General features: G+C 58.4%; 11 protein-coding genes. 6 read left to right on the top strand and 5 right to left on the bottom strand.

Annotated elements, in window-relative coordinates:
* Window positions 1–130 precede the first annotated feature (130 nt).
* Window positions 131–421 (top strand): HTH-type transcriptional regulator, encoded by a 291-nt coding sequence (locus tag RTX96_RS05815; protein ID WP_103820453.1) that lies wholly within the window; start codon window positions 131–133, stop codon window positions 419–421.
* Window positions 422–497: 76 nt separating this feature from the next.
* Here RTX96_RS05815 and glyS read toward each other — a convergent pair whose 3' ends face one another.
* From glyS to RTX96_RS05800, 3 genes are all read right to left on the bottom strand, one after another.
* Complete coding sequence (gene glyS, locus RTX96_RS05810) at window positions 498–2567, bottom strand: glycine--tRNA ligase subunit beta (protein ID WP_312670499.1); 2070 nt, start codon at window positions 2565–2567, stop codon at window positions 498–500.
* 9 nt (window positions 2568–2576) lie between these two features.
* Window positions 2577–3488, bottom strand: a complete 912-nt coding sequence (gene glyQ, locus RTX96_RS05805; RefSeq protein WP_042393986.1) for a glycine--tRNA ligase subunit alpha — start codon at window positions 3486–3488, stop codon at window positions 2577–2579.
* A gap of 105 nt (window positions 3489–3593) precedes the next feature.
* Window positions 3594–3896 (bottom strand): YsaB family lipoprotein, encoded by a 303-nt coding sequence (locus tag RTX96_RS05800; RefSeq protein ID WP_103820455.1) that lies wholly within the window; start codon window positions 3894–3896, stop codon window positions 3594–3596.
* Between the two features lie 93 nt (window positions 3897–3989).
* Between RTX96_RS05800 and RTX96_RS05795 the strand changes: the two genes are divergently transcribed.
* A complete protein-coding gene (locus tag RTX96_RS05795) occupies window positions 3990–4982 on the top strand; it encodes an acyltransferase (protein ID WP_312670497.1) in 993 nt (330 codons plus the stop codon).
* A gap of 38 nt (window positions 4983–5020) precedes the next feature.
* Here RTX96_RS05795 and xylB read toward each other — a convergent pair whose 3' ends face one another.
* Window positions 5021–6475 (bottom strand): xylulokinase, encoded by a 1455-nt coding sequence (gene xylB / locus RTX96_RS05790; RefSeq protein ID WP_312670496.1) that lies wholly within the window; start codon window positions 6473–6475, stop codon window positions 5021–5023.
* A 95-nt stretch (window positions 6476–6570) separates the two neighbouring features.
* The gene (xylA, locus tag RTX96_RS05785) at window positions 6571–7893 is read right to left on the bottom strand and encodes a xylose isomerase (protein ID WP_042394153.1); all 1323 of its coding nucleotides are present in this window, start codon (window positions 7891–7893) and stop codon (window positions 6571–6573) included.
* A 318-nt stretch (window positions 7894–8211) separates the two neighbouring features.
* On the opposite strand from xylA, the gene xylF reads away from it, so the two are divergent.
* The 4 genes from xylF (at window position 8212) to xylR (ending at window position 13259) form a co-directional block, all read left to right on the top strand.
* Entirely contained in the window at window positions 8212–9204 is a 993-nt protein-coding gene (xylF, locus tag RTX96_RS05780) for a D-xylose ABC transporter substrate-binding protein (protein ID WP_103820458.1), read from the top strand.
* A gap of 75 nt (window positions 9205–9279) precedes the next feature.
* Entirely contained in the window at window positions 9280–10821 is a 1542-nt protein-coding gene (locus RTX96_RS05775) for a xylose ABC transporter ATP-binding protein (protein WP_312670495.1), read from the top strand.
* The gene (gene xylH, locus RTX96_RS05770) at window positions 10799–11980 is read left to right on the top strand and encodes a xylose ABC transporter permease XylH (protein ID WP_312670493.1); all 1182 of its coding nucleotides are present in this window, start codon (window positions 10799–10801) and stop codon (window positions 11978–11980) included. The genes RTX96_RS05775 and xylH overlap by 23 nt, the downstream gene beginning before the upstream one ends.
* Window positions 11981–12080: 100 nt before the next feature.
* The gene (xylR, locus tag RTX96_RS05765) at window positions 12081–13259 is read left to right on the top strand and encodes a D-xylose utilization transcriptional activator XylR (RefSeq protein ID WP_103820461.1); all 1179 of its coding nucleotides are present in this window, start codon (window positions 12081–12083) and stop codon (window positions 13257–13259) included.
* Window positions 13260–13278 lie beyond the last annotated feature (19 nt).

The following is a 13278-nucleotide window of genomic DNA, read 5'->3' as shown; positions in this document are numbered from 1 at the left end:
CCAAACGCGTAAAATTGATTTGTATGGCAAATAATTATCGCGTCCCACCACCATGTTATTTTTTAGCGACTATTCTTAAATCTCTCTGTGCTGTTCACGGCCTCGTGATGTGATGTATGAGGAGTTTTCAATGGAATATAAAGATCCAATGATTGAGCTGCTAAGCAGCCTGGAACAAATTGTTTTTAAAGATGAATCCCGGAAAGTAAGTCAGATCCAAAAACCCAATCCGTTTAGCGAATTTGAAAAGCTGCGCAAGGGTACGGGCCTGAAAATTGATGATTTTGCACGTGTAATGGGCGTTAGCGTAGCGATGGTGCATGAGTGGGAATCTAAACGAGTAAAACCTTCTACCACCGAGCTAAAACTGATGCGATTGATTCAGGCAAACCCACGCCTCAGCCGACAGCTGATGGAGTGATTTTTTGCCCGCTTTACCTGTTTGAAAAAAATAAACCCGCCAGAGGCGGGTTTTTGGTTTTTGTAGCCAAACCGAATTACTGCAGCAGCGAAATATCCGCTACCTGCAGGAATAGCTCCCGCAGCTTCGACAGCAGCGTCAGGCGGTTGATACGCACGTCTTTATCTTCCGCGTTAACCATCACCTGCTCGAAGAACTCATCGACCGGCTCACGCAGCGCCGCCAGCTCGATCAGCGCTTCCTGATAGCGCCCTTCGGCGAAGAACGGCTGAAGCTTATCGCGCAGTACCACCAGATGGCCTGCCAGACGGATCTCCGCCGCCTCTTTCAGAACCGACGCGTGAACAATATCGTTCAGCGGCTCGCTGGACTTGGCCAGGATGTTGGAGACGCGCTTGTTCGCCGCCGCCAGCGCCGCTGCTTCCGGCAGAGAGCGGAAGTGCGAGACCGCCTTCATGCGGGCGTCAAAATCGGCTGGACGGGTCGGACGACGCGCCAATACCGCCTGGATGGTATCCACGGTGTAGCCTTCGTCCTGATACCAGGCGCGGAAGCGGCCCAGCATAAAGTCGATGACGTCATCCACGACCCTGGCGTTGGTCAGCTTGTCGCCGTACAGACGCACCGCTTCCTCAGTGAGGGTTTGCAGATCGAGGTTGAGGTTCTTCTCAACGATGATACGCAGCACGCCCAGCGCGGCACGACGCAGCGCAAACGGATCTTTGTCGCCTTTCGGATGCTGGCCGATGCCAAAGATGCCCGCCAGGGTATCCATCTTATCGGCGATGGCGACCGCACAGGCCACCAGGTTAGACGGCAGTGCGTCACCGGCAAAGCGCGGCTGGTACTGCTCGTTCAGCGCGACGGCCACCTCTTCGGCTTCGCCGTCATGACGCGCGTAGTGCATCCCCATCACGCCCTGGGTGTCGGTAAACTCAAACACCATATTGGTCATCAGGTCGCACTTAGAGAGCAGGCCCGCCCGCTCGGCGTGAGCCACGTCGGCGCCAATCTGGGTAGCAATCCAGCCGGAGAGCGCCATGATGCGATCGGTTTTGTCACGCAGGGTGCCCAGCTGCTGCTGGAACAGCACGGTCTGCAGACGTGGGAGATTGTCTTCCAGGCGTTTCTTACGGTCGGTATTGAAGAAGAACTCGGCATCTGCCAGACGCGGACGCACCACCTTCTCGTTACCGGAGATGATCTGCTGCGGATCCTTCGACTCAATGTTGGAGACGAAGATAAAGTTCGGCAGCAGCTTGCCGTCGTTGGCGTAGACCGGGAAGTACTTCTGGTCGCCCTTCATGGTGTAGACCAGCGCCTCAGCCGGCACGGCGAGGAACTTCTCTTCGAAGGTGGCGGTCAGCACCACCGGCCACTCTACCAGCGAGGCAACCTCTTCCAGCAGGCTTTCGCTCAGGTCAGCGTTGCCGCCAATCTGGCGCGCCGCCGCTTCGGCGTCCGCTTTGATTTTCGCTTTACGCTGCTCGTAGTCGGCCATTACCTTGCCGCGCTCCAGCAGGATCTGCGGATACTGGTCGGCATTGTCGATGGTGAACTCCGGCTCGCCCATAAAGCGATGACCGCGGATCACGCGATCGGAGTCGATGCCCAGAATAGTCGCCGGAATGACATCGCTGCCCAGCAGCAGGGTCACGGTGTGCACCGGACGGACAAACTGCACGTCGTTCGCGCCCCAGCGCATCAGTTTCGGGATCGGCAGCCTGGTCAGCGCGGTGGCGATCATGTTCGGCAGCAGCGCCTGCGCGCTTTCGCCTTTCACATGGGCGCGATAGAGCAGCCACTCGCCTTTATCAGTGGTCAGACGCTCGGCCTGGTCTACGGTGATACCGCAGCCGCGTGCCCAGCCCTCCGCCGCTTTGCTTGGTTTACCCTCGGCGTCAAACGCCTGGGAGATCGCCGGGCCGCGTTTTTCAACTTCGCGATCCGGCTGGGCGGCGGCAAGGTTAGCCACTTTCAGCGCCAGGCGACGCGGAGCGGCAAACCACTCTACGCTGCCGTGGGCGAGGCCGGCTGCATCCAGCTCGGCAGTAACGTTTGCAGCAAAGGACTCTGCCAGGCTGCGCAGGGCTTTTGGTGGCAGCTCTTCAGTGCCAATCTCCACCAGAAAAGTTTTCTCAGACATGGCCGCCTCTTATTTGTTTCGGTTGCACATCGGGAAGCCAAGGGCTTCACGGGACGCGTAGTAAGCCTCGGCAACAGCCTTGGTCAGCGTGCGGATGCGCAGAATATAGCGCTGACGCTCCGTCACGGAGATGGCCTTACGCGCGTCCAGCAGGTTGAAGCTGTGGGCGGCCTTCAGAATACGTTCGTAGGCAGGCAGCGGGAGCGGATTTTCCAGCGCCAGCAGCTGCTGCGCCTCTTTCTCATACTGCTCGAAGCAGGTGAAGAGGAAGTCGACGTCGGCATGTTCGAAGTTATAGGTGGACTGCTCCACTTCATTCTGGTGGAACACGTCGCCGTAGGTGGTTTTCCCCAGCGGGCCGTCGCTCCACACCAGGTCATAAACGCTGTCCACGCCCTGAATGTACATCGCCAGGCGCTCGAGGCCGTAGGTGATCTCACCGGTCACCGGCTTACACTCCAGGCCACCAACCTGCTGGAAGTAGGTGAACTGCGTCACTTCCATGCCGTTCAGCCACACTTCCCAGCCGAGACCCCAGGCACCCAGGGTCGGGTTTTCCCAGTTATCTTCGACGAAGCGAATGTCATGAATGGTCGGATCCATACCCAGCTCTTTCAGCGATCCGAGATACAGCTCCTGGATATTGTCCGGCGACGGCTTGATGACCACCTGGAACTGATAGTAGTGCTGTAAGCGGTTCGGGTTTTCACCATAGCGGCCATCGGTCGGACGGCGTGACGGCTGCACGTAGGCAGCGGCCATCGGCTCCGGGCCGAGCGCACGCAGGCAGGTCATAGGATGGGAGGTGCCTGCGCCAACTTCCATGTCCAACGGTTGAACAATGGTGCAGCCCTGGCGAGCCCAGTAATCCTGTAAGGTCAGGATCAGGCCCTGGAAGGTCCGGGTATCAAACTTTTGCATATTATTTCGTGCTGGATACGTGTGGATTTAAAGGAAGCAGCCAGTATACCCATTGACCGCAAGATATACAGTACGAAACGGGGGTTGTTTGGGAAAATTGGCCTGCTAACGCATGGAAAGGTGTAAAAATTGCCCATCAGGATCGAAGGCGCAGACGAAGCGCTCTTCTCGTGGCGTCAAACCGCGCATCTCGTAGCTGGCCTGAAACTGCACCAGCCCGGTAACTGCGATACTTTGCTCGCGCGTATTGTAGCGCTGCGCCGCGGTCTCCCGGCAGAGCTGCTCCATGCTCAGGGTCGTCGCCGGACTCACCTTCGGCTTATGAGCAGGTTGCACGGCGGCCTGCTGCGTCGATCCGCAGCCTACAAGCAGAAAAATTAGCGCCGTTATGCAACACTTTGTCATCATTTTAATCCCCGCCGGATGAGCTGGCTGTTATGTTATTTATTAGATAACACATGGTTATCGCTCTGTCATTGTTAGCGGGAGAAAGAGAGTCGGATGGCGGCAAAAATCAGCTGGATTGATAACCTACGCGGGATCGCCTGCTTAATGGTGGTGATGATCCACACCACCAGCGGATACATTACGGATACACAGAGCATCAGCCTGCTCAACTGGGATATTGCTAACGTTCTCAACTCGGCCTCGCGGGTCAGCGTCCCGCTGTTCTTTATGATCTCCGGCTACCTCTTCTTTGGCGAACGCAGCGCCCAGCCGCGCAATTTTCTGCGCATTGCGCTCTGCCTGCTCTTCTACAGCACCGTCGCCCTGCTCTACATCACGCTGTTTACCTCGATGAACGTCGAACTGAGCCTGCGCAACCTGCTGCAGAAGCCGGTCTTCTACCACCTGTGGTTTTTCTTCGCGATTGTGGTGATCTACCTGGTCTCACCGCTGATTCAGGTGAAAAACGTCAGCGGCAAGATGCTACTGGCGCTGATGGTCGTGCTGGGGATTGTGGCGAACCCCAATACCGTGCCGCTGAAAGCGGGCGGCGTGGAGTGGCTACCGGTGAATCTCTATATCGCCGGAGATACCTTCTACTACGTGCTCTACGGCCTGCTCGGTCGCGCTATCGGCACAATGGACACCGATAAAAAATACCTCAGCTGGATCTGCGGGGCGCTGTTTGTTATCGCGGTAACGATCATCTCGCGCGGCACTCTCTATGAGCTACGGTGGCGCGGCGACTTCGCCGACACCTGGTATGTCTACTGCGGGCCGATGGTCTTTATCTGCGCGGTCTCGCTGCTAACGCTGGTGAAAAACAGGCTCAACACACGCCCGCTGCCGGGGCTGGGACTGATCTCACGGCATTCGCTGGGGATCTACGGCTTCCACGCGCTGGTGATCCACGCCCTGCGCACCCGCGGCATCGAGCTGCCCTGGCCAGTACCGGATATCGTGTGGATTTTCAGCGTGACGGTGGTGATTAGCCTGCTGTTGTCGATGGCCCTGCAACGCGTTGATACGCGTCGGTTTGTGAGTTGATAACGCCCGGCGGCGCGTGCGCTTGCCGGGCCTACGGATCATGACATCAACGGTAATAACTGCTGATAAATTTTACGGAAGGTCTCGCGCCGGGGCGCATAGTCCCGATGGCGTGCTGCATCCGGACGATGGGCCTGCTCCAGCGGCAGCTGTGGGAGAAGATCGGCCAGCGGCGTCTCGGGGTTAACGGCAATCTGCGCTAGCCGGGCCGCGCCCAGCGCCGGACCGACGTCCCCTCCGGTGCGGTAGTCGAGCTGCTGGCCGCTAATATCCGCCAGCATCTGCCGCCAGTAAGCGCTTCGCGCTCCGCCGCCGATCAGGGTGATGCTCTTCGGCGTGACGCCGCAGGCATGCACCGCATCCATCCCGTCCGCCAGCGCGTAGCCAACCCCCTCCAGCACCGCCCGGGCCAGCTCGCGCTGTCCATGCTGATGCGTCAGGCCAAAGAAAACGCCCTTCGCCTGCGGATTGTTGTGCGGAGTGCGTTCTCCGGAGAGGTAGGGTAAAAACCAGAGATCGCCTGCGCGCTCGTCCGCCTGCTCCGCCGCGGTAATTAGCTCAGAGACCGAACCCAGCCCGGTGAGCGCTGCCGCCCAGTCGAGGCAGGAGGCCGCGCTGAGCATCACCGACATCAGGTGCCAGCGATCGGGCAGCGCATGACAGAAGCTATGCACGGCGCTCTCGGGCTTGCTAAGAAAACCATTGCTGACCGCGAAATAGACGCCTGAGGTGCCCAGGGAGAGCATCGCCTGCCCGGCGTCTGCCATGCCGACGCCGACCGCGCCCGCGGCGTTATCTCCGCCTCCGGCCACAACCGGCACGGCAGGCATCCCCCATCCGGCAGCCACCTCCGGCAGCAGGGGGCCGGTGATCTCACTGCCCTCAAACAGGGCGGGCATGTTATCCCGAGAGAGACCGCAGGCGGCCAGCATCTCATCACTCCAGTCGCGTTTGGCCACGTCCAGCCATAGGGTTCCCGCCGCGTCGGACATATCGCTGGCGTACTCCCCGGTCATGCGCAGACGCAGATAATCTTTCGGCAGCAGCACCTTCGCTACCCGGGCAAACACCTCCGGCTCGTGGCGCTTGACCCACAGCAGCTTGGGTGCGGTAAAGCCGGGCATCATCAGGTTGCCGGTGATCTGCCGTGAGCCAGGCACCGCCGCTTCCAGAAGGGCACACTCCTCTGCACAGCGACCGTCGTTCCACAGAATGGCCGGACGCAAAATGCGGTCGTCGCGGTCCAGCAGCGTTGCGCCGTGCATCTGCCCGGCAATGCCGATGGCCTTTACGCCGGACAGCGGCTGCTGCTGTGCCAGCGCCGTTAACGCGCGATCCGTCGCTAGCCACCACTGCTCGGGATCCTGTTCTGACCAGAGCGGATGCGGGCGTGAGACGGAAAGCTTCTCGGTGTGCGAAGCCAGCATCTCGCCCTGCTCGTTCAGCAGAATGGCTTTTACACCCGACGTGCCTAGATCGATGCCGATATACATAGCAGTGACTCCCTTGAAAACGCCGGGCGGCACTGCGTTTGCCCGGCCTACAGGATCGTAGGCCCGGTAAGCGCAGCGCCACCGGGCATTGCTGACTATTTATCAAAAATATAGTGGTTAACCAGGTTCTCCAGCAGCTCCTGATGACCGCTCTGGTGCTGCGGGGCCAGGTTTTGCTGTTCAGCGTACTTCGCCAGCTCGGTCAGCGTAAGCTGCCCTTTCAGGATCTGCTGGCCCAGCTCACCATTCCAGCCCGCATAGCGTTTCGCCACGCGCTTATCCAGCTCGCCATCTTCAATCATGCGTGCCGCCACCTTCAGCGCCAGCGCCATCGTATCCATCGCGCCAATATGGCCGTAGAACAGATCGTATTTGTCGGTGCTCTGGCGGCGCACCTTGGCGTCAAAATTCAGGCCGCCGGTGATAAAGCCCCCTGCCTTCACGATCTCATACATCACCAGCGCGTTCTCTTCGACGCTGTTTGGGAACTGGTCCGTATCCCAGCCCAGCTGCATGTCGCCGCGGTTGGCGTCAACGGAGCCAAAAATGCCCAGCGCAATGGCGGAGGCGATTTCGTGATGGAAGGAGTGTCCGGCCAGCGTGGCGTGGTTAGCCTCGATATTGACCTTGATCTCTTTCTCAAGGCCAAACTGCTTGAGGAAGCCGTAGACCGTGGCCACGTCATAGTCGTACTGGTGTTTGGTTGGCTCCTGCGGCTTCGGCTCGATCAGTAGCGTGCCCTGGAAGCCAATTTTGTGTTTGTGCTCGACCACCATCTGCATAAAGCGGCCAATCTGCTCCCGCTCCTGGCGCAGATCGGTATTGAGCAGCGTTTCGTACCCTTCCCGGCCGCCCCACAGCACGTAGTTTTCACCGCCCAGCTTATGGGTAGCGTTCATGGCGGTCACCACCTGCGTTGCCGCCCAGCTAAAGACCTCCGGGTCCGGGTTGGTCGCTGCGCCCGCGCCGTAGCGTGGGTGAGTGAAGCAGTTGGCCGTCCCCCACAACAGCTTCACGCCGCTCTGCTGCTGCTTCTCGGCCAGAATGTCGGTCATGGTGGCAAAGTTATTGAGATACTCCTTCAGCGATGCGCCCTCTGGGGAGACATCCACATCGTGGAAGCAGTAGTAGGGCACGTTGAGCTTGTGGAAAAACTCAAAGGCCACGTCAGCTTTGCGTTTTGCCAACGCCAGCGCATCGCCAGCCTGCTGCCACGGGCGTTCGAACGCGCCGACGCCAAACATATCCGCGCCGGTCCAGCAGAAGGTGTGCCAGTAACAGGCGGCAAAACGCAGATGATCTTCCATGCGCTTGCCCAGCACGAGTTCGTCCGGGTTGTAGTGGCGAAAGGCTAACGGGTTGGCGGTTTTCGGGCCTTCATAGCGAACGCGGTCAAGTTGGTCGAAATAGGCTTGCATATTCAGCTCCATAATCAATTTCTGCGGCAGGGGGGTATCAGTGGCATTAATAGTGGATATTCGACGGGCGTTGCTCAATTACGTTATTTCACACTGCTATTGAGAGAATGCACAAACGTGCGCTGGCTCTCAAATATCCCTCTGGCGGCTTAAAATAAGATCGCGGTCATAAATTAGAAAATAAACCAAAAAACGTAATCAGAAGATAAAAATCTGTAATTGCCAGCCCGCAATAAGATGTTAAAAATTTGCTACGTCTGTCGCTGTGCATGTTTCTTTTATCTCAAGCCCGATAACCCTACAAAAGGTATTAATATTATGAAGATAAAGAACCTTTGCCTTACGCTTTGCGCCTCGCTGCTGCTCGCCAGCGCCGCGAGCCATGCTAAAGAGGTCAAGATTGGGATGGCCATTGACGATCTGCGCCTCGAACGCTGGCAAAAAGATCGCGATATCTTTGTTAAAAAAGCCGAATCGCTGGGGGCGGAAGTCTTTGTCCAGTCGGCCAACGGTAACGAAGAGACCCAGATGTCGCAAATTGAAAATATGATCAACCGCGGCGTTGACGTGCTGGTGATTATTCCCTACAACGGCCAGGTATTAAGTAACGTCGTAAAAGAGGCCAAGCAAGAGGGTATTAAAGTATTAGCCTACGACCGTATGATCAATAATGCTGATATCGATTTTTATATCTCCTTCGATAATGAAAAAGTAGGTGAAATGCAGGCGCAAAGCCTGGTCAAAAAAGTGCCTGAAGGCAACTATTTCCTGATGGGCGGCTCGCCGGTGGATAATAACGCTAAGCTGTTCCGGGCGGGTCAGATGAAAGTATTAAAACCCTATATCGACAGCGGCAAAATTAAAGTGGTTGGCGACCAGTGGGCCGACGGCTGGCTGCCGGAAAACGCATTGAAAATTATGGAAAACGCCCTGACCGCCAACAATAACAAAATCGATGCGGTTGTCGCCTCGAACGACGCCACCGCAGGCGGCGCAATCCAGGCGCTTAGCGCCCAGGGGCTGGCAGGTAAGGTGGCTATCTCCGGTCAGGATGCCGACCTTGCCGGGATTAAACGTATTATGAACGGCAGCCAAACCATGACCGTCTATAAGCCCATCACCGAGCTGGCCAATACCGCGGCCGAAATCGCCGTCGAGCTGGGAAATGGCCAGCAGCCGAAAGCGGACACCTCGTTAAATAATGGCCTGAAGGATGTCCCTGCCCGCCTGCTGACGCCTATCGAAGTGAATAAAGAGAATATCGACGCCACCGTGGTGAAAGACGGATTCCATAAGAAAAGCGAGCTGTAAGCATCACATCCTCCCCCGGCAAAACGGGGGAGCGCCCTCAGGCACTGTTATTCCAACGATTCACGCGGAGCAGGTATGCCTTATTTACTGGAAATGAAAAACATCACCAAAGCGTTTGGCGCGGTAAAAGCCGTCGATAACGTGAGCCTGGCGCTAAATGCTGGCGAGGTGCTGGCCCTGTGCGGTGAAAACGGCTCGGGCAAATCTACCTTAATGAAGGTGCTGTGCGGCATCTACCCGCACGGCAGCTACGATGGCGAGATCCTCTTTGCCGGTGAGCCGCTCATCGCCAGCCATATCCGCGACACTGAACGCCGGGGTATTGCCATTATTCACCAGGAGCTGGCGCTGGTTAAACACCTGACGGTGCTGGAGAACATCTTCCTGGGCGCGGAGCTGACCCGCCACGGGATTATGGATTATGAGGCCATGACGCTGCGCTGCGACAAGCTGCTCAAGCAGGTCAGCCTGGCCATCTCGCCGGATACGCGGGTTGGCGATCTGGGTTTAGGCCAGCAGCAGCTGGTTGAGATTGCTAAGGCGCTCAACAAGCAGGTGCGGCTGCTGATCCTCGACGAGCCTACCGCTTCGCTGACCGAGCAGGAGACGGCGGTGCTGCTGGATATCATTCGCGACCTGCAAAACCACGATATCGCCTGCATCTACATTTCACACAAGCTGAATGAGGTGAAGGCCATTGCGGATCTCATCTGCGTGATCCGCGACGGCAAGCCGGTGGGGATGCGCGACGCAGCGGGCATGAGCGAAGATGCCATTATCACCATGATGGTGGGCCGGGAGCTGACCGCGCTCTACCCGAGTGAGCCACATACGGCGGGAGATGAGATCCTGCGCGTGGAGCACCTCACCGCCTGGCATCCGGTTAACCGGCACATCAAGCGGGTAAACGACGTCTCCTTCTCCCTGCGGCGCGGGGAGATCTTAGGTATCGCCGGGCTGGTGGGGGCCGGGCGCACCGAGGCCGTACAGTGCCTGTTCGGCGTCTGGCCTGGTCGCCATGAAGGCAGCGTATTTATCGACGGCCAGCCGGTGAAGATAAGCAACTGCCAGCAGGCTATCGCCCACGGGATCGCTATGGTGCCGGAGGATCGGAAAAAAGATGGCATCGTGCCGGTGATGGCCGTCGGCAAAAACATCACCCTGGCGGCGCTGGATCAATTTTCCGGCACGCTCAGCACCCTTGACGACGCCGCCGAGCAGCAGTGCATTTTAAATTCGCTGCAACGGTTGAAAGTCAAAACCTCTTCGCCGGAGCTGGCGATTGGCCGTCTTAGCGGCGGCAACCAGCAGAAGGCGATTCTGGCGCGTTGCCTGCTGCTCAACCCACGCATTCTGATCCTCGACGAGCCTACCCGCGGGATCGATATCGGCGCGAAGTACGAAATCTACAAACTGATTAACCAGCTGGTACAACAGGGCATTGCCGTTATCGTGATCTCATCGGAGCTGCCAGAGGTGCTGGGGCTGAGCGATCGGGTGCTGGTGATGCATGAAGGCCGACTCAAGGCCAATCTCATCAATCACCATCTGACCCAGGAACAGGTTATGGAAGCGGCGCTGAGGAGCGAACATCATGTCGAAAAGCAATCCGTCTGAACTGAAGCTCTCCTCCCCGGCTCCCGGGGCGTTTAGCGGGCTAAAATCTCTCAATCTCCAGGTCTTTGTCATGATTGCCGCCATCGTGGCAATTATGCTCTTCTTTACCTGGATGACCGACGGCTCGTACCTGAGCGCGCGTAACATCTCTAACCTGCTGCGCCAGACCGCCATCACCGGCATCCTGGCGGTGGGGATGGTCTTTGTCATCATCTCTGCCGAGATCGACCTCTCCGTGGGGTCGATGATGGGCCTGCTGGGTGGCGCGGCGGCAATCTTTGACGTCTGGCTGGGCTGGCCGCTGCCGCTGACCGTGGCGGTGACGCTGGTGCTGGGGCTGCTGCTGGGCACCTGGAACGGCTGGTGGGTGGCGTACCGCAAGGTACCGTCGTTTATCGTCACCCTCGCGGGGATGCTGGCGTTTCGCGGCGTGCTGATTGGCATCACCAACGGCACCACCGTCTCGCCCACCAGCGCGGCAATGTCGCAGATTGGCCAGAGCTACCTGCCGGATGGTTTTGGCTTTGGCGTCGGCGCGCTGGGGCTGGTGCTGTTTGTACTCTGGCAGTGGCGCGGACGTCTGCGCCGTCAGTCGATGGGGCTGGCCACATCGGCTTCCACGATGGTGGTCGGCAGACAGGCGCTGATAGCGGTGGTGGTGTTGGGTGCGATCTGGCTGCTCAACGACTACCGTGGCGTGCCGACGCCGGTGCTGCTGCTGGTCTTCCTGCTGCTGGCGGGGATGTTTATGGCTACCCGCACTGCCTTCGGGCGGCGGATCTACGCCATCGGCGGCAACATTGAGGCAGCGCGCCTGTCGGGAATTAACGTCGAGCGCACCAAGCTGGCCGTGTTCGCCATCAACGGCCTGATGGTGGCTATCGCCGGGTTGATCCTCAGCTCGCGTCTCGGCGCAGGCTCGCCGTCGGCGGGGAACATTGCCGAGCTGGATGCCATCGCCGCCTGCGTTATCGGCGGCACCAGCCTTGCGGGCGGGGTCGGCAGCGTAGCGGGCGCGGTGATGGGGGCGTTTATTATGGCCTCGCTGGATAACGGCATGAGCATGATGGACGTCCCAACCTTCTGGCAGTACATCGTCAAGGGGGCGATCCTGCTGTTGGCGGTGTGGATGGACTCTGCCACAAAACGCCGCACATAGCGCACAAATTACAGGGATGATCACACTGCCGGGGAAAATCTCTCCGGCTTTGTGCTGAATGTGATAATCAGAAACGGTGATTTTTCAGGAAGAGATCAACATGTTTGCCAAGCGCCACCGGATCACGCTGCTGTTTAACGCCAATAAAGCCTACGATCGCCAGGTCGTTGAAGGCGTTGGCGAATATCTTCAGGCTTCCCAGTCAGAGTGGGACATCTTTATTGAGGAAGATTTCCGTACCCGCCTCGACAATATTAAAGAGTGGCTGGGGGACGGGGTAATTGCCGACTTCGACGACGGCGAGATCGAGCGCGTGCTGGCCGAGGTTGGCGTGCCAGTCGTCGGGGTAGGCGGCTCCTACCATCGCCCAGAGGACTACCCGGCGGTGCACTACATCGCCACCGATAACTACGCTCTGGTCGAGAGCGCCTTTCTGCATCTAAAAGAGAAAGGGGTACACCGCTTCGCCTTCTATGGCCTGCCCGCTGCCAGCGGTAAAGGCTGGGCGGCGGAGCGGGAGCACGCTTTTCGCCAGCTGGTCGCGCAGGAGAAGTATCGCGGCGTGGTCTACCAGGGGCTACAGACGGCCCCTGAGAACTGGCAGCATGCCCAAAACCGTCTCGCCGACTGGCTGCAAACCCTGCCGCCGCAGACCGGCATTATCGCCGTGACCGACGCCCGTGCTCGCCACGTGCTGCAGGTGTGCGAGCATCTGCATATCCCGGTTCCGGAGAAGCTGTGCGTCATTGGTATCGATAATGAAGAGCTGACCCGTTATCTGTCACGGGTGGCGCTTTCCTCAGTGGTGCAGGGCACGCGGCAGATGGGCTATCAGGCGGCGAAGCTGCTGCACCGCCTGCTGGATAACGAAGCAATGCCGCTTCAGCGGCTGCTGGTGCCGCCGGTGCGGGTGGTAGCCCGCCGCTCGACGGACTATCGGTCGCTCAACGACCCGGCGGTGATCCAGGCCATGCACTACATCCGCAATCACGCCTGCAAAGGGATTAAGGTCGATCAGGTGCTGGATGCGGTAGGCATCTCCCGTTCGAACCTCGAGAAGCGTTTTAAAGAGGAGGTGGGCGAGACCATTCACGCGATGATCCACGCCGAGAAGCTGGAGAAGGCGCGCAGCCTGCTCATCTCGACCTCATTGTCGATTAACGAGATCTCGCAGATGTGCGGCTACCCGTCGCTGCAATACTTCTATTCGGTATTTAAGAAGGAGTACGGCAGTACGCCAAAAGATTATCGGGATCGCTATAGCGAGATAGTGATGTAAGCAAACAAAACGCCCGGCG

This window comes from Pseudescherichia sp., assembly GCF_032052675.1.
Classification (GTDB): Bacteria; Pseudomonadota; Gammaproteobacteria; order Enterobacterales; family Enterobacteriaceae; genus Pseudescherichia.
The sequence above is the reverse complement of the archived record's forward strand: the minus strand, read 5'-3'. Positions and strand labels throughout refer to the sequence as shown.